Annotated in this window: 17 protein-coding genes; 3 read left to right on the top strand and 14 right to left on the bottom strand. The window is 61.2% G+C overall.

Annotated features, from left to right (window positions below):
• The first annotated feature begins 214 nt into the window (after positions 1-214).
• Positions 215-1348, top strand: a complete 1134-nt coding sequence (locus JFN93_RS03515; RefSeq protein WP_199382618.1) for a trans-sulfuration enzyme family protein — start codon at positions 215-217, stop codon at positions 1346-1348.
• 111 nt (positions 1349-1459) lie between these two features.
• On the opposite strand, the gene JFN93_RS03510 is transcribed toward JFN93_RS03515, so the two are convergent.
• Complete coding sequence (locus JFN93_RS03510; protein ID WP_199382617.1) at positions 1460-2767, bottom strand: molecular chaperone DnaJ; 1308 nt, start codon at positions 2765-2767, stop codon at positions 1460-1462.
• Positions 2768-2981: 214 nt separating this feature from the next.
• Here JFN93_RS03510 and JFN93_RS03505 point away from each other — a divergent pair, with 214 nt between their 5' ends.
• Complete coding sequence (locus JFN93_RS03505; RefSeq protein ID WP_199382616.1) at positions 2982-3182, top strand: cold-shock protein; 201 nt, start codon at positions 2982-2984, stop codon at positions 3180-3182.
• Positions 3183-3315: 133 nt separating this feature from the next.
• Here JFN93_RS03505 and JFN93_RS03500 read toward each other — a convergent pair whose 3' ends face one another.
• A complete protein-coding gene (locus JFN93_RS03500) occupies positions 3316-4074 on the bottom strand; it encodes a YkgJ family cysteine cluster protein (protein ID WP_328753556.1) in 759 nt (252 codons plus the stop codon).
• A 148-nt stretch (positions 4075-4222) separates the two neighbouring features.
• The gene (locus JFN93_RS03495; protein WP_199382615.1) at positions 4223-4765 is read right to left on the bottom strand and encodes a hypothetical protein; all 543 of its coding nucleotides are present in this window, start codon (positions 4763-4765) and stop codon (positions 4223-4225) included.
• Positions 4766-5015: 250 nt separating this feature from the next.
• Here JFN93_RS03495 and JFN93_RS03490 point away from each other — a divergent pair, with 250 nt between their 5' ends.
• Positions 5016-6230, top strand: coding sequence for a hypothetical protein (locus JFN93_RS03490; protein WP_199382614.1), 1215 nt, complete (start codon positions 5016-5018; stop codon positions 6228-6230).
• Positions 6231-6350: 120 nt separating this feature from the next.
• Here JFN93_RS03490 and hypE read toward each other — a convergent pair whose 3' ends face one another.
• The 11 genes from hypE to JFN93_RS03435 all read right to left on the bottom strand — a co-directional run bounded on the left by hypE (position 6351) and on the right by JFN93_RS03435 (position 16775).
• Positions 6351-7361, bottom strand: a complete 1011-nt coding sequence (gene hypE, locus JFN93_RS03485; RefSeq protein ID WP_199382613.1) for a hydrogenase expression/formation protein HypE — start codon at positions 7359-7361, stop codon at positions 6351-6353.
• Positions 7362-7520: 159 nt separating this feature from the next.
• Positions 7521-8606, bottom strand: coding sequence for a hydrogenase formation protein HypD (hypD, locus tag JFN93_RS03480; RefSeq protein WP_199382612.1), 1086 nt, complete (start codon positions 8604-8606; stop codon positions 7521-7523).
• Positions 8603-8833 carry a HypC/HybG/HupF family hydrogenase formation chaperone gene (locus JFN93_RS03475; protein ID WP_199382611.1) on the bottom strand — a complete coding sequence of 77 codons (231 nt, stop codon included), beginning with the start codon at positions 8831-8833 and terminating at the stop codon, positions 8603-8605. Before JFN93_RS03475 ends, hypD begins: the two co-directional genes overlap by 4 nt.
• A 17-nt stretch (positions 8834-8850) precedes the next feature.
• The gene (locus JFN93_RS03470; protein WP_199382610.1) at positions 8851-9024 is read right to left on the bottom strand and encodes a hypothetical protein; all 174 of its coding nucleotides are present in this window, start codon (positions 9022-9024) and stop codon (positions 8851-8853) included.
• Between the two features lie 123 nt (positions 9025-9147).
• Complete coding sequence (gene hypB / locus JFN93_RS03465) at positions 9148-10026, bottom strand: hydrogenase nickel incorporation protein HypB (protein ID WP_199382609.1); 879 nt, start codon at positions 10024-10026, stop codon at positions 9148-9150.
• 21 nt (positions 10027-10047) lie between these two features.
• The gene (locus JFN93_RS03460) at positions 10048-10527 is read right to left on the bottom strand and encodes a HyaD/HybD family hydrogenase maturation endopeptidase (protein ID WP_199382608.1); all 480 of its coding nucleotides are present in this window, start codon (positions 10525-10527) and stop codon (positions 10048-10050) included.
• Between the two features lie 461 nt (positions 10528-10988).
• On the bottom strand, positions 10989-12671 hold the full coding sequence (locus JFN93_RS03455; RefSeq protein WP_199382607.1) for a nickel-dependent hydrogenase large subunit: 1683 nt from the start codon (positions 12669-12671) through the stop codon (positions 10989-10991).
• Between the two features lie 181 nt (positions 12672-12852).
• Positions 12853-14169 carry a Ni/Fe-hydrogenase cytochrome b subunit gene (hybB, locus tag JFN93_RS03450; protein WP_199382606.1) on the bottom strand — a complete coding sequence of 439 codons (1317 nt, stop codon included), beginning with the start codon at positions 14167-14169 and terminating at the stop codon, positions 12853-12855.
• Positions 14169-15140: a hydrogenase 2 operon protein HybA gene (gene hybA, locus JFN93_RS03445; RefSeq protein WP_199382605.1), complete on the bottom strand. Its 972-nt coding sequence runs from the start codon at positions 15138-15140 to the stop codon at positions 14169-14171. The genes hybB and hybA overlap by 1 nt, the downstream gene beginning before the upstream one ends.
• Positions 15124-16242 carry a hydrogenase small subunit gene (locus JFN93_RS03440; RefSeq protein ID WP_199382604.1) on the bottom strand — a complete coding sequence of 373 codons (1119 nt, stop codon included), beginning with the start codon at positions 16240-16242 and terminating at the stop codon, positions 15124-15126. The genes hybA and JFN93_RS03440 overlap by 17 nt, the downstream gene beginning before the upstream one ends.
• A 200-nt stretch (positions 16243-16442) precedes the next feature.
• Positions 16443-16775 (bottom strand): hydrogenase maturation nickel metallochaperone HypA/HybF, encoded by a 333-nt coding sequence (locus JFN93_RS03435; RefSeq protein WP_199382603.1) that lies wholly within the window; start codon positions 16773-16775, stop codon positions 16443-16445.
• Positions 16776-16955: the final 180 nt, after the last annotated feature.

The following is a 16955-nucleotide window of genomic DNA, read 5'->3' as shown; positions in this document are numbered from 1 at the left end:
AGATGGACCTATTAACTCCCCCCTTTGACAAAGGGGGGCCGGGGGGGGATTTGCCTTTGAGGTTTTGACTTTTACCAAAGAAAGAATAGAACCTTGGAAGCAAATCCCACTAGATCCCCTTTGACAAAGGTGGACTTAAACCCTGCTTTACTAAATAAGAACTGATACCTACCGACCACAAACAGATCACTACTGATTCCAAGGAGCACACACCATGAAATTTGCCACCCAACTCATTCACGGTGACCAACCGATCGATCCTGAATTCGGTTCTTTGAGCCACCCCCTGTACCTGAGCTCCACGTTCGCCCAGCGCTCGCTGGACGATTTCGGCCGCTTCGACTACGCACGCTCCGGCAACCCCACCCGCGAGGCGTTGGAAGAAGCCATCGCCGGACTGGAAGGGGGCACGGTCGGCCTGGCTTTCGCCTCGGGCATGGCGGCAATTTCATCGACGTTCATGATCTTCGCTCCGGGGGACCACCTGGTGGTCTGCGAGGATGTCTACGGCGGCACCTTCCGCGTCCTTTCCAACGTCTTCAGCAGTTGGGGGCTCACTGCCACTTTCGTGGATGCCACCGACCTGAACGCCATCGCCGCTGCGATCCGACCGGAAACCAAGGCGATCTACCTGGAAACGCCGTCCAACCCGCTGATCAAGATCACCGACCTGCCGGGGGCGGTCGAGCTGGCCAAGCAGCACGGCATCCTGACCATCGTCGACAACACCTTCATGACCCCGTACCTGCAGCGTCCGCTGGAACTTGGCTGCGACATCGTCCTGCACAGCGGCACCAAGTTCCTCAACGGCCACAGCGACGTCATCTGCGGGTTTGCCGTCACCAAGGACCCGGAGTTGGGCAAACGGATCCGCTACATCCAGAACGCCTTCGGCGCCATCCTCGGACCGCAGGACTGCTGGCTGGTGCTGCGTGGCCTGAAAACGCTGAAGGTGCGGATGGAGGAAAGCCAGGCGAGCGCCATCAAGATCGTCGCCTGGCTCAAGGAGCAGCCGGGGGTGACGCGGATCTACTATCCGGGACTGGAGGAGCATCCGGGGTTTGAGGTGCACCGCCGGCAGGCGAGCGGTCCCGGTGCGGTCCTCTCCTTCGAGGTCTCTGACCTGGAGCGGACCAAACGCCTCCTGGAGGGGGTGAAACTCTCGGCCTTCGCCGTGAGCCTGGGAGGGGTGGAAAGCATCCTCTCCTATCCGGCGAAGATGTCCCATGCCGCGATGCCGCCGGCCGAGCGCGAGGCCCGCGGCATCAAGGACACCCTGGTGCGCCTGTCGGCGGGGCTGGAAGACCCCGAGGACCTGATCGCCGACATGGCACCGCACCTCTCCTAAAAAAAGAAAGGGGGGAGCCGGCATCTACCGGCTCCCCCCTTTCTTTTGTCCACTCCGTGCCACTGCGTCGATTCGGGCCACGGCAGTCTGCGCCCCGGCAGCCGCCCTTTCTTACCGCGAAAACCGCGTCACCGGTATGTTCACCGTCTTCATCCCGGGCATGGAGCGTTCGATGAAGGCCAGTCCCTCTCCGGTCACCTGGTTCCCGCTGCAGGTGAGTCCCTGCAGACCGCTGAGACGTTGCAGGTGCAGCAACCCCTGGTCGGTGACCTGGGTCTGATACAGGTAGAGCCGCTTGAGGTTCGTCAAGGGAGCCAGATCGCTCAATGCGCCGTCGGTCAGGCGGCTCCCGGAGAGATACAGTTCCTCGAGCCCGGTCAGATGGACGATCTCAGTCACATCGGCATCGGAGACCTCGTAGAGAAAGATCGCCTGCAGGGCGTCCGGATCCATATCCCGCAGCAGGGGGAGCCGTGCCGAGGCATGCTCCTTCACATCGAGGCGCACCGCCTCGTTTACCCCGACCTCGACCGGGCCCCGCGCCTGCCCCACCCTCTTCCATTGGTTGAAGCTGATGGAAGTGCGGTCCCGGGTATAGAGAACCCCGCAGGGGGTCTCCAGCGGAAAGCAGAGGGTCCGGGTCTGGGCCTGGGTTCGGCGGGTGACCTGCACCTCGCGTTCTCCCTTGAGCAGGGACAAGCGCCGTTTGGCCCGGGCGATATTTAAATCGGCGGCCGCGCACAAGTCGGCAAAGAGATCGCTCCCCTTGGCAAGATCGGTGTCGACCCTGAGCTTGAGACGGCAGATGTAGCTGTTCCTCAACTCGTCGATCTCGGCATGCACCACGCGCAGCTCGTCGCGCTCCCGGGCAATCAGGCGGATGACCCGGATCAGCTCCGAGGCGATGTCGTCGCCCTGGACCTGGTCCGCCGAAGCCTGCCAATCGCGCAGGATCGCCTTCAGCGTGATGTGGTCGTCCTCGGCATAGGCCTGGTTTGCCTTGGACATCAGTTCGTGACGCTCGGCCCGGTCCTCGTCCTGGGCCAGGTCGGGATGGATCGCCTTGGCGACCTCGCGGTACAGGGCCTTGATATCCTGCTCCTCCGCGCGGGCCAGGTCCGCCCCAGCGTCGGCTTTGTCCCCAGGCCGATCGGAGGAAGCAGAAACGCTTTCCTCCCGCTCGAACTCCATTTCGGAAACGCCGGTGTACCGAGCGATCTCTGCTTCCAGCTGTTCCAGCTCGGCGATCCGTTTGCCGATGGTGCGCTGGTAGACCTTCTCGAAGCGCCGGATCTCCTCCTGGAGCTGCCTGCGTTGCTCCCGGACCTGGGCATTACGCTCCCGCAGGGATACCAGTTCGTTCAGCTTGTTTTCAAGCTCGAGCTCTTCTGGCAACCGATGGTCCGGACTGATCCTCATCCCCTGCAGCCTCCTCAAAAAAAGAATTGACTCACGCTACTACACACCATTTTTATTGTCAACACGAGCCACAATAGAGATAAAAAATGGATAAAACTTTTTTTGAATTTTTAAATTTTCAGTTTGACACCGAGAATCTAAGCTGTTAAGGTACCGCATCCGAGGATGAGCCCGGACATAACCAAAAAGAAGTTAATATGGGAGAAGTAACAAAATGGTAAAGGGAACGGTAAAGTGGTTTAATGACAGCAAAGGTTTTGGGTTTCTTGAGCAGGAGAATGGCGAAGACGTATTCGTGCACTTCTCTGCTATCCTCGGTGATGGCTTCAAATCTCTCACTGAAGGCGAGAGCGTAACGTTTGAAATCGTGAAGGGACCCAAAGGTCTCCAGGCTGCAAACGTTTCCAGAGGCTAATAAAATACGTCATAAAAAAAATGAAGCCCCGGAGCAATCCGGGGCTTTTTTCGTTCCGGTTCGTTGATTTCCTTCCTTTGCGGATTCGCCTGATCCACCCGGCGGGAGCGCCACTCCCGGCGCGAAGGTTTTCTTACCCCTTAAGCCACCCTGCCCGCTCGGGATCGTCGAAGTCGATCAGGAGCGCCGTCGGAATGAAGGTATCCACCTCGCTCAGCCGCCGCCCCAGCAGAGCCCCGGTAAACTCCACCAGCAAAGCTACCTCCGTCGCAAAGATCCCCTCGAACGGCGCCGCCAGATCCGTCATCTGCAGCGGATCCTCTCCCACAAAATTCATGGTGCACCACTCGTCGTGCATCACCTCTCCGGTAAGTTCGAGCAGCGGGATGCCGTGCAACCGGCAGGTCATCGGACGGTGCTCGTAGAGCAGGCAGCGGCCGTCTTCCCCGATCAGCACGCACGGAGTCTCATCCGCATCGGGCATCAACGCTTCCCAATCCTCCTCGGGACGGTAATTGAGCAGGTAGGGATGGGCGAATTCCGGCCACTGCGCCTGCATCAGGGCGACCCTTTTCCGACACTTATCCAGCACCGCCTTCTGCACCGCCGGCTGCAGCCTGGCAAAGCCCTGCTTCAAGAAATAAGCATCCAAAATGGTGATATCGAAAAGACTGCGGCAACAGAAGGAGCACCCGCTGCGGCAGGCGATCGCCTCGGGATGCTGTTCGCTGCAGCGGGCGAACCATCGGTCGACCCGGCCCAGGAGGGTTGCATAGTTATTGATGATGTCGTGCATGGAAACCTTCATCCGCTGGGAATGGAAAACGAGGACCACCATACCATACCGGGTCCCGGCACGGCACCATTTTTCGAAATCCACACCGGTTTTCATTTGCCGGCACCAACCATCAAGCCACCTTCAGTGGGTTCTCCACCCCGCAGGTACGCGCCGAGCATCTCGGCAGCCGTGAGGAAAAACATTAAAAAAAGGGACGCCGATGAGGCCTCCCTTCTTTGGTGTTGCCGGCCCAGAGGCGTTACTACCAGTTGCTCCCGATCCCGGCGACCACGCCGCGGCGGTTGTTATACCCCACGCTCAGACACATCCGCTCCAGGCGATACAAAAGCCCGCCGTATCCTACCGGGTAGACTTCCGTCTCCCGGGATCCCTGCTGCCAATGGGTTCCCGAGTTGGCCCCCGTCGCCACCGGGGTCTCCGACTGCAGCGCGTAGCCTGCCCCGACCAGAAGGGTAAGGTTGGGGACGAAGTCGTCCAGATTCACCCCCGATTTGAAAAGAAACCCGATTTCCGGACCGTCCTTGGCCTTTTTAACGGTGAACGGCTCGTTGTTAGGATTGTTATTGAACCGGGCTTCGGACGGGACGTCTCCGAAATCGAAATTCATCGAGAGCTCCGCAGCCAGCGGAAACCTTTTGACGATCATCTGCGTATCCCCCACCTCCACGCCGATACTGCTCTGCTCGGCAGCGCCGTTGCTCCCCCCGTTCACCATCCAGTAGGGGGTGCACCATCCGTCCGCCGTCACCAACAAGAGAAGCGCCGTCAATGCCAAGGCTTTCATGACCTACCTCCAGGTTTTGGTCCGCGTACAGTACGCCCAAAAGGTGTCGATTTGCAAGGAGATACCGCCTCATATCCCGGCAGGATAAAAAGGTGTTAATCCGGTGTCGGTCAATGTTAATATGTTCTCATATGGTGACAACTCCACTAGGAAAGAGAGGAAGCAACGCAAAGGGCAAAGGAGGTAAAGCCCCATGAGAACCATTCGTCGTCTGATTTTAACCTCATTGGCCGCGGTAGCCTTTATCGGTATGACGGCAGCGACTTCGCATGCGGACAACCGTCGCAGCAGTTATGGTGATGCTACCGGAGGGTCGTACACCAGCGACTCCGGCAACATGGAAAACCCGGCGAGCAGCGGCGACCGCTATCTGGGCGAACCGGGCAACTACAACGAACAAAACGTCCCGGGCCAACCGGTCGAACACTTAGGAGTGGGAGCTGGTGGCGAGATTGAACAGACCGCCCCCTTGGGGACCTCGAGCTATCAAGGTAGCAGCACGATCCAAAGCGGCCAGTACAGCGGCCAGGGAGCGGGTGGCTTCCAGGGACAAAGCCCCTGCTGTAACCAGAGCCCCTGCTACCAGGGGAACACGGTAAGCGGAGGCACGGTTGGAAGCGGCACCGGCGGGTCTACCGGCTACATGCAGGGCGGCGCGTACCAAAGCGGCCAAGCGACGGGCGGAGTCCAGTGCCAAAACGTGAGCAGCCCGTGCTATCGCTCAGGTCAAACGTGGAGCAGTGATGGTTCGGTCGGCGCCGGCGCCGGCGGACCGGCAGATTACCAGACCGGGTATCAGCAGAACTACCAGAACAGTCAGACCAGCTCACAGTTCCAAAGCGGGCAGGCCGCGGGCGGCTACCAGGGGCAGATCGCCAATAATCCCTGCTGCCAGGGCAGCACCGTGGGCTCGGGTGCCGGCGGAAGCACCGGCTACCAGCAACAGAACTTCCAGAGTGGCCAAGGAACCTACCAGCAGAACCTGAACCAGAATCCTTGCTGCACCGGTGGCAGCTCGATGGGTACCGGTACCGGCGGTTCGACGGGATATCAGCAGGGTTACCAGCAGGGGACCCAGAGCTATCAGCAGCCCATGAATCAGCAGGGAACCGGGTATCAGCAGAACTACCAGGGTACCGGTTTCCAAGGTCAGGGAGCCGGCGGGTCTCAGATGCAGAACTTCAACAATCCGTGCTGCAACCCGTGCGCCCAGGGCCAGAGCAGCTCGATGGGGACCGGCGGCATGACCGGCACCACCGATATGCGGTCCGGCAACATGCAGTCGGGAACGTACAGCAACCAACAGCAGTGGCATCAGCATGACATGCACACGGGCGGCACGACGATGAGTTCCGGCGCCGGTGCCGGCGGGCCGTGCACCTACACCTATGGCAGCGGAGCAGGCGGCTCCATGGGGAGGGATTTCTATGGTACGGGGTTCCATTCCTGGGTAGAGCACTGGTAACAGAGGCAATCCCGGCAGACATCATCTGAAGATGCCTGGAAAAATTAAAGGCTTGCCCGGTCGCGAAACGCGCCGGCAAGCCTTTTCTTTTGGTGGCATTGGAACAGGAGCTGGGAGACTTCAGCAAATCCGCGGGAGCTGTTCTCCGGAAAGCATCTCGACGCCCCGCATCCCGCCGACCACGGTTTCCATTTGGATCCGCCCCCCGCCGCTGGAGGTCACCTCCCCGATGATGGCGGCATCGCACCCCATCGGGTGCGCCCGCATGATCTTCAGCGCCTCCTGGGCCCGGTCGGGAGCCACGAAAGCAAGCAGCTTCCCTTCATTGGCGACGTAGAGCGGGTCGAGCCCCAAAATGGAGCAGACCCCGGTTACCCCCTCGTTTACCGGGAGAGCCTCTTCCCGCAGGGTGATGGCGATCTCGGACTGTAGCGCGATCTCCTTCAGGGTGGTGGCAACCCCGCCCCGGGTCGGATCCCGCAGCACATGGAGGGCGTCCCCCAGGCCCAGCAGTTCCTGCACCAGCCCGTTCAAAGGCGCCGAGTCGGTGGTAACACCGGTTTGCATCCCAAGGCCCTCACGGGCGCAGAGGACCGCGATGCCGTGATCGCCGATGGTGCCGCTGACCAGGATCTGGTCCCCTACCCTCCCCTGGCCGCCGTCAATTTGCAGGCCATGCTCCAGCACGCCGATCCCGGAGGTGTTGATGAAGATCCGGTCCGCCTTCCCCTTGGGCACCACCTTGGTGTCGCCGGTAACCAGCGATACCCCGGCGGCATCCGCCGCGCGGCGCATCGAGGCGAGGATCTCGGCGAATTCCTTTTTGGAAAAGCCCTCTTCGAGGATGAAGGCGACGCTGATGAACAGGGGGCGTGCCCCCATCATGGAGAGATCGTTGACGGTGCCGTTCACGGCGAGATCGCCGATGTTGCCGCCCGGGAAAAAGATCGGATCGACCACGTAGCTGTCGGTGGAAAAGGCAAGCTTACTGCCGCCGATCTGCAGCAGCGCCGCGTCGTTTTGTCCGGCGGCACCGGTCGATGAGAGATGCGGCAGGATGACCTCATCCAGAAGCTGATGCGACAGCTTGCCACCGCTGCCGTGCCCCAACAATATGATGTCCTGGTTCAACGTACCTCCCCCATAACTCCCCCCTTTGACAAAGGGGGGCGGGGGGATTCGCCTTTGAGGTTTTCATGGAGCGGTGCGACAAAAAAACCCGAGAAGCAAATCCCCCGGAATCCCCCTTTGTTAAAGGGAGACTTAAAGGTTTTGATCATTGTTCACTGATCACTGATATTTATGTGCCGCCGCGCAGCTCCCCTCGGAGGAGACCATGCAGGCGCCGACCGGGTTTTCCGGAGTGCAGGCCTTGCCGAAAAGGGGGCAATCGGACGGGTTCACCTTCCCTTTCAGGATTTCCCCGCAAAGGCATCCCTGGTGTTCCTTGAGCGGTTCGACCTCAACGGCAAGCGCGCGCTCGGCGTCGAAGGCCGCGTACCGGTCGGCGATCTTGAGGCCGCTGCCGGGAAGGGTCCCGATGCCGCGCCAGTCGGCATCGCACGGGGTAAAAACCTCGGCAAGCACCTGCTGCGCCTTGGGATTTCCTTCCCAGCTCACCACCCGGGAGTACTGGATTTCCACCCTGGCGTCGCCGGCCACCGCCTGCCGGACCAGCATCTCGATCCCCTGCATGACGTCGGTCGGCTCGAAGCCGGTCACCACGCAGGGAATCCGGAACTGATCGACCAGGGGCTGGTAGGCATGGGCACCGATAATGGCGCTTACGTGGGCCGGGCAGATGTAGCCGCTTAAGGAAAGTTCGGGATCGGCAGAAAGAAGCGCCATCGGGGTGGGCATCGTTTTGTGCGAGGCAAGCACGAAGTAGTTCTTCAATCCAAGCTTCGCCGCGGTCAGGATGCTGCCGGCAATGGTCGGAGCGGTGGTCTCGAAACCGACCCCCAGGAAGACCACCTTCTTGCCGGGATTTTGCACGGCAACCTGGACCGCATCGAGGGGGGAATAGACGATCCGGATATCCCCGCCCCGGGCCCGCTCGTGCATGAGCGAGGAGGTGGACCCGGGAACCCGGAGCATGTCGCCGAAAGTGGTGATGATGACGTCGGGGAGCCGGCACAGCGCAAGGGCCCGATCGAGATAGCCGTTATGGGTGACGCAGACCGGGCACCCCGGTCCGGAGATGAGCCGGACTTCGGGAGGCATCAGCTGGCGCAGGCCATACTGGTAAATCGCCATGGTATGGGTGCCGCAGACCTCCATGAAGGTGAACGGCCCCTTCCCTTGGGCCAGGGTCGCGATCCGCTGCGCCAGCCCCTGCACGATCTTGCGGTCGCGGAACTCGTCGCGGTAGTTCATCCCATAAGCTCCGGCGAGAAGGCCTCCCGCATCAGGGCCAGGGTCTCCAGGGCCTCTTCCTTGTCGAGCTTTGAGATCGCGAAGCCGGCATGGACGATGACGTAATCGCCGACCGCCACCTCATCGCTCAAAAGCATGAGACTTGCTTCCCTTTTCACTCCATCGACCTCGGCGACCGCGTTGTCACCGTCGATCTCGACGACCATCATGGGAACACCAACGCACATAGCGACTCCTTAAAACATCAGGCAAAATACGGCAGCCGGCCCCCGAGGCCGTGAGGATCGTGCAGCTCACCGGGACCGTAGGGGAGCAGCAGGCCGCGCCCATCAAACTTCTCGAAACTCCACAAAGAGGGGCTGGGGGAGATTTGCTTTTCAATCTCGTTCCCAAGGTCCACCTTGAGAGCGAAAACCATCTTCAAAGCTCCAGCGTTGTAACAGCCTTAGCGAAGCTGGAGCTTCGCGAAACCGGGGTGTTCCCAAGCTGGAGCTTGGGAACCAAAGGAATGGCTTCCCTGGCCCCCAGCCCCGGAGTTCGCCTACCCTTTGGCCTGGGCGATCCCCTGGTCCAGCCACTCATACCACTGGGACATTCCCGCGCCGGTCCGGCTGGAGACCTCGAAAATCTGGATCCCGGGCGAGACGCGGCGGGCCATCTCCTTGCATTTCTCCACGTCGAAATCGAGATAGGGGAGCAGGTCGATCTTGTTCAGGAGCATCACCGTCGCCGCGTGGAACATCTGCGGGTACTTGAGCGGCTTGTCCTCCCCTTCGGTGACGCTCAAAACCACCACCTTGTGGTGCTCACCGAGGTCGAACGAGGCGGGACAGACCAGGTTCCCCACGTTTTCCACCAGGAGCAGGTCAACCTGATCCAGGTCGATGTGGTCGGTAGCGTGCAATACCATGTGCGCGTCCAGATGGCATCCCGCACCGGTATTGATCTGCTTGACCGGCACCCCGGTTGCCGCGATCCGCACCGCATCGTTGTCGGTCTGCTGGTCCCCCTCGATGACGGCACAGCGGCACTTCCCGGCGATGTCGGTCAGGGTCCGCTCCAAAACGGTGGTCTTCCCGGAACCGGGAGAGCTGACCAGGTTCAGCACGAAAAGTCCCTTTTCCTTGAACAGGCGCCGGTTCCCTTCGGCATACCGGTTGTTCTTGGAGAGGATGTCGGTCTCCACGACCAGCTTGGTGCGCGGCTCCTCGGTCACCGGCGCGTGATGGTGGTGCCCCTTTCCCTCGTGGTGCCCGTGGCCGTGGTGCCCGGGACCGTGCTGGTGCCCGTGCTCATGGCCAGCTCCGTGCTCGTGGTCGTGACCATGGTCATGGTCGTGATCGTGCCCATGGTGATGCCCATGAGGGTGGTCGTGATCGTGGTGGTGGTCCGGTTGCGCGCAGCCGCAATCGATGCACATGCTGAATCCCTCCTGTAGCAGCTACTTTTCTTTCAGTTCGATACCGACGCTCTTCAGTTCCTCTGCCACCAGGCCGGCAACCTTGGCAAGCCCGGCCTGCAGCGGCGCGGAAAGCGTGTCCCCGGGGTCCAGGGTCTGGGCCACGATCCCGAAGAAGGTCAAATCCGCCTTGGGGGCATCGCGCATCTCGCCGAGGAGCAGCATTTCCTGGAGCCCGATCTGGTGCGGGGACATCTTCACCGGGATCCGCTTCAGCATGATGTCTTCGCGCTCGTAGCGGAAAATGTCACCCGGCGCGCCGGCTGCGTCGACGACGTCGACCAGGATCACCTTGTCGGCCTCTTCGAACTTGAAGTGGACCATGATACCGAGGGTGCCGCCGTCGTAAAGCTCGACGTTATCGGGGATGTGATAGCGGTCTTCGAGGAAGCGGACGAAATGAACGCCAAAGCCCTCATCGGAGAGGATGAGGTTGCCGGCGCCGTAGATGAGGACCTGCATGAATGCTCCTATGTTGCCCCTTATGCTTTGCCAGTCCCGGAGGGACGGAAGGAGGCGGTTAGAAGTGCCTGCGGGAGGGGCCAAGAATAACACCCGCACCACCGTTTCGTAAAGAAGGGAATGTCCTGCCCGGGAAGAGTTCCTCTGGAAGGAGGATGACGGCGGGATAAGGCAACCACAGTTCCAGATAAAAAGCCTCGCCCCACCTGCCCAACCCGGCGCGAGAGGGGGTGCGCAGGAAAGGACAGGCCCCGCCGGCACCACGGGGAGGGCCGGCAGGGTTTGGGGCGAGCGTAAGAGCGTATCTATGAGTTCTTCGAACTTCCCACCCGGCGCACGGAGGATCGCTCCGGAAATCCCTTCCCCTTCAAGGGGAGGGTCGTGGTGAGGATGGGGTTCGTCCCGACAAGGGAAAACCCTTTCCCTTCCGTCCGCGTATCGACCGGAGGGGAAAGGACGGGCTAGAGCACCTTCACCTTGGTGATCTCTTTTCCTTCCGGATCGACGGTATGCACCGCGCAGGCGATGCAGGGGTCGAAGGAATGGATGGTGCGCAGCACCTCGAGCGGCTTGTCCGGAACCGCCACCGGGTTCCCCATCAGCGAAGCCTCGTACGGCCCCATCTCCCCTTTCTCGTTTCTCGGCGCCGCGTTCCAGGTGGAAGGAACGACCGCCTGGTAGTTCTCGATCTTCTTGTTCTTGATGACGATCCAGTGGGACAGGGTGCCGCGCGGCGCCTCATGGAAGCCGACCCCGCGGTACTCGCCGGAGGGGATCTCGGTATGGTTCGCGTAGTTCTTGTCCCCGGAGGCGACGTTGTTGATCAGCTTGTCCAGGTACTCCAAGGAGAGGTCGGCCATGACGTGGGCGCGAGCGCCGCGGCAGTAGAGCCGCCCCATGGTGGAGTGGATGTCGCCGATCTTGAGCCCGAGCTTCAAGAGGGCGCCGTCCACGAGTTTGGTGACCTTGCTGTTGCCGGCGACGTAGGAGGCCATGATCTGGGCCGGCGGGCCGACCTGGACCGGACGCCCTTCCAGGGTCGGTGCCTTGCACCAGGAGTACTTCCCGTTGTCCTTGAAGTCGGTGTAGTCGGGCTTGGTCTCGCCGTCCCAAGGGTGCAGCGTCCCGGAGCCCTCGTACCAGGCGTGGGTGACGTTCTCCTTGATGTTCTTGATCAAGAAGTCGTCGCGGTGATCCTTCACCATGCGCATCTTGGCCACGTTGCCGGCGGTGACGATGCCGCCGGTGAGCCCGAACTTGTTCCCCTTGCCGTCCTCGGGGAACTCCGGAACCGCCAGATAGTTGGTGACCCCGGCGCCGTACTTGAACCAATCCTTGTAGGCGCCGGCGATGGCGAGGAGGTCCGGGTAGTAGACCTTCTGCACGAAGTCGCGGGTCTCTTCCATGAGGGAGCGCAGATATGCCAGGCGCTCCATGTTCAGGGTGGCGATGTTCTCCATGTTGATCGCGGTGGCGACGCCGCCGACCACGAGGTTCTGGATGTGCGGGTTTTTCCCCCCCAGGATCGCGATCGCCTGGGACGCCTTGCGCTGGTAGTCGAGCGCCTTCAGGTAGTGGGTCACCGCCATCAGGTTGACCTCCGGCGAGAGCTTCATCGCCGGGTGCCCCCAGTAACCGGAGGAGAAGATGCCGAGCTTGCCGCCGGCGACGAACGACTTCAGCTTGTCCTGGGTCGCCTTGAATTCCTTCTCGGAGTTGCCGGGCCAGTCGGAGATGCTCTGGGCGATGGCGGCGGTTTTCTTCGGGTCGGCCTGCAGGGCGGAGACGATGTCGACCCAGTCCAGCGCGGCCAGGTGGTAGAAGTGGACGATGTGGTCCTGCACCGAGTGCTGGGCGATCATGATGTTGCGGATGTACTGCGCGTTGACCGGAACCTCGACGTTGAGCGCGTGCTCGACGGCGCGGATCGAGGAGATGGCGTGGACCGTGGTGCAGACCCCGCAGAAACGCTGCACGTAGCTCCAGGCGTCCTGCGGGTCGCGCCCTTTCAGGATGACCTCGATCCCGCGCCACATCTGCGCCGAAGACCAGGCGTTGGCGACTTTGCCGCCGTTTACTTCCACGTCGACCCGCAGATGCCCTTCAATGCGGGTGATCGGATCCAGGGTGATTCTGGTAGACATGTATTCCCTCCAAAGAGATTTGTCAGTTTTTCAGTTGGTTAGGTGCGGCATCCTGCGGGATCGCCATTCCTGCCGCGCTGGACCTGGCAGAAGATCGCGCCAGGAATGGCGCTCCCACAGCTTTTACGCCGGCAGTCCGGTGGGGGCGCCGGGAAGCTGTGCCCGTCCCACCGTTTGGGCCCTAGTTCGTGGACCCGGAGAAGGCCGGTTTGACGTCAACGTGGTTCGGCCCCTGGTTGTCGTTGTGGTGGTGCGCCCGTTCGTTCGGGAGGACCGGGAAGAGCTTGACGAAAACCTTGTAGCCCAGGATTTCCAGGGCAACGATCCCTACCGTGATCATCACCTCAGCAAACGAAGGGAAATAGCGCCACCCTTTCCCGGGGTTGAAGCCGATCAGGTAGACGTTGAAGCGGTAGAGCGCGCCACCGAGGACGATGAGCGCCGCCGAGGTGAAGAGCCAGCGCGGCGAGCGGCGCATCTTCTCCCGGAAAAGAAGCAAGGAGCCGGTCGCCACCAGGAGGAATTCGGCCAGGAAGAAGCAGGAGTAGAAGTCACCCTTGAGCGCCGCGCCGATCTGGCCGCGGTAGGCGAGGTCCCCGATCACGACGGTGAGCCAGATGACGGTCACGTAGGGGATCAGGTTGGCCAGTCCCGAAAGCTCATCCACCTCGAAGCGCCGGTTGAAGGCGTAGCTCGAGATGACCGATTCCAAAATGGCGATCGCGTAGCCGATGAAGATGCAGTTCAACAGGAACAGAAGCGGCAGGAAGCCGGTGTGCCACAGGGGATGCAGCTTGGTCGAGGCGATCAGGAGCAGGGAGCCGAGCGAGGACTGGTGCATGGTCGGCAGGGTGATCCCCAGCACGATGAAGAAGATGAGGACGCGGTTTAACCGGGGTTTGAGCCAGGCGGCGCCCAGCCGCACCATCTCCAGCTTGTCGTTCATGGCCTGCTGATTCGGCTGGAACTTCGGGTGCAGCCAGTTGCGCACCAGCTGCATCCTTTCCCATTTGCTGTTCTCGATGGAGGTGAGGATCGCCGGGATGAACTCCAGGATCAGGACCGTCGAGTAGGCCATGACGCAGAGCGCGACCTCGAACATCGCGGAGTTCGCCTGCCACTTGGAGGGAATGAAGAAGTTGTAGGCGTTCCACGGGCGTCCCAGGTCGACCATGACCGAGAAGCCGGCCAGGCCGTAGCCGAACATGGAGGTGAGGATCGCCGAGCGGATCAGCGGATGGTACTGCATCCGGTTTCGGATGTAGACCAGGATGGCGACGGCGTAGCCGCCGCAGGCGATGGCGGTGCCGGTGGCGACGTCGTAGGTGATCCAGATCCCCCAGGGGTAGCCGTCGCTCATGTTGGAGACCGCGCCGATCCCCTTCACGTAGCGGACCCCGACGAAGAAAAACCCGACCAGCACGACGAACAGGAGGATGAAGAAGGACTTGGTGAAGATCTTTCCTTCCAGTCTCTGAAATTCTTCGTTGTGACTCATCAGCGCTCCTCCCCGTTCTTCGGCGACTCGTTCTTGTGCGACTCGTTCTGGTGCCCGGTCGAATGCGAATCGTCAGCGCCGGTACCGTGCCCCTTCATGTTCTTGATAGCGATGAAGCAAAGGGTCGAGTACAGCGCGACCGGAGCGATGAACCCCTTGTAGATGGTGTGCTGGATCTTCTCGGAGAACTCCGCGGGGGGCTCCGGCTTGATGTCGGGAAGGCCCAGCTTGTTGAACGGCATGGACGCGAGGTAGAGGTGGTTGGTCCCGCCCCCCTCGTGCTCGCCGTAGACGTGGGCGATGTACTTGTCCGGGTTTTCCCTCAAGCGCTGGTGCGCCTCCTCGAGAAGCTCCTTGCGCTTGCCGAACTTGATGGCGTGGGTCGGGCAGGTCTCGGCGCAGGCGGAGATGCCGCGCTCCTTGAGGTTCGTGTTGCGGCACAGGTCGCACTTGACGATCTGCGGAATCGCCTTCTCCCACTGGAATTTGGGGATGTTGTACGGGCAGGCGACCTGGCAGTAGCGGCAGCCGATGCAGGTGTTCTTGTTGTAATCGACGATCCCGCTCACCTTCTCCTTGGTCATCGCCGATACCGGGCAGACCGAGACGCAGGAGGGCTTTTGGCAGTGCATGCAGGAGTACTTCACGTAGCTCCAGCGGGTGTCCGACTCCTTGAAGAGCTTGATCAGGGTCCGGGTGCTCCCGGAAAGATCGCTCGGGGCGTCCCACAGCCCGTCCTTGTCGAAGCTTGCCTTCTCGTAGGAAAGGGAGCCGTAGTCGTGGTTGACCCTCTTGCAGGCCGCCATGCATGCCTTGCAGCCGACGCACTTGGTGGCGTCGTAGAGCATGCCGAGCTCCTCGTTGTTGACGTGCAGCGTCTCGTTCCCCAGTGCGGAACCGGCGCACCCCGCCACGATGCCGGCGGAGGCGGCAACCGTCTTGAGGAAGTCGCGCCTACTCTGCTTTTTCATCGTCTCCCCCCTGCGAGTTCTCCCCGTTGGGCAGTTTCTTGGCGAGCATCGCGCCGGCGCCCAGGGCCGCACCTGCGGCAAGGCCGACGAAGCCGGTGGTCAACGGGTCCGGTCCTTTCCCTTTTTCCTTCAGGTCGACCGGTGCGTAGCTGTCGAACGGGGTCGGTTCGTGGATCTGCACCTTCTCGGCGATCGCCTTCTGGAAGAGGATGTCCGGCTGGGTGCAGCCGATGCAGGGATGCCCGATGGAAACCGGCCAGGCGCCGACGTCATTGAAGCGCTGCACCGAGCAGTTAGCGTAGGTTGCCGGCCCCTTGCAGCCGAGCTTGTAGAGGCAGTACCCCTGGGCATGGGTCGGGTGCCCGTAGGCCTGGGCGAAGCGGCCGGCGTCGAAGTGCGGACGGCGCTCGCAGTGCTCGTGGATCTTTCTGCCGTAGGCGAACTTGGGACGGCCCAGGTCGTCCAGCTCCGGGACCTTCTTGAAGGTGAGGTAGTACATGACCGTGGAGAGGAAGTTGTAGGGGCTCGGGGGACAGCCGGGGATGTTGATGATCGGCTTGTCCTTCACGATGTCGCGCACCCCCACCGCGCCGGTCGGGTTCGGGGCCGCGGCCTGGATGCCGCCGTAGCTGGCGCAGGTCCCGATGCAGATGATCGCCGCCGCGCCTTCGGCCGCGTGCTGCAGCGATTCCAGGGCGGTCTTGCCGGAAACCTTGCAGAAGATGCCGCTTTGCTTGGTCGGGATAGCCCCTTCGACGACCAGAAGGTACTTCCCGGCGTTGGCCTGCATCGAGTCGTGCAGTGCCTTTTCCGCCTGCGCGCCGGCACCGGCCATGAGGGTCTCGTGGTAGTCCAGCGAGATCATGTCCAGGATCAGCGAGGAGATCGTCGGGTGGGTAGAGCGCAGCAGCGATTCCGAGCAACCGGTGCACTCCTGGAAATGGAGCCAGATCACCGAGGGATTGCCGTTTTTCTCCACCGCTTCCGCCACCTTGGTATGCATGGAAAACGGAAGCCCCATCATTGCCGTGGCGGCCACGCAGGTCTTGATAAAGTTCCTGCGGGTTACCCCGGGACAAAACATTTCATTGTCGTCTTTCATACCACCTCCGAGGAAATTGAGTCCCTCGTCTATGGCAACAGGCGTGCCAGTTGTAAACGCTCAATAATGTCTGTGCAACATAGTGTAAACACGACAAAAAGTGGCACAAAAAGAAACGGTGCCCCCCGAACGGGTGCGCACCGTTTTGTTACATTGGCTACTTTTGTCACATCGTTTTGTATCGTTTTGTCACAACCGTGTTAATCGATCTCCAGTTCCTTGACCAGGAGCTCTTCGCCGGAGATGAGCTCCAGGCCGAAGGCGCCGCAGTGCGGGCAGGGGTCGAAAAGGGTCTCCACCTGGGATTCCTTGGCGCAGGCCGGGCAGCGTCCGACGCCGGGGACCAGCTCGATCTCCAGGACCGCGCCCTCAAGCAGGGTGCCGCGGCTGCAGGCCTCGAAGCAGAACTCGACGCTTTCGGGAACGACCCCGGACAGGGCGCCGATCTTCAAAACCACCACCTTGACCGGCCTCCCGGCGGCATGCCCCTCGCAGAGCTCGATGACGCTCTGGGTAATCGACATCTCGTGCACAGCGCTATCTCCTTTCAGAACTCCCCCCTTTGCAAAAGGGGGGTCGGGGGGGATTTGCATCTAAGTAATTTAAAACCCGTTACAGCCAAATTCCGCTAAATCCCAGCGTTGTCCGGTTAGGTTTTTGCTTTACGTCGCTTGTTTCTTAAGCGGGTGTTTCTTTTCGATCTCGCTTTGACG

This window comes from Geomesophilobacter sediminis (assembly GCF_016458275.1).
GTDB classification, from domain to species: Bacteria; Desulfobacterota; Desulfuromonadia; order Geobacterales; family Geobacteraceae; genus Geomesophilobacter; species Geomesophilobacter sediminis.
The sequence above is the reverse complement of the archived record's forward strand: the minus strand, read 5'-3'. Positions and strand labels throughout refer to the sequence as shown.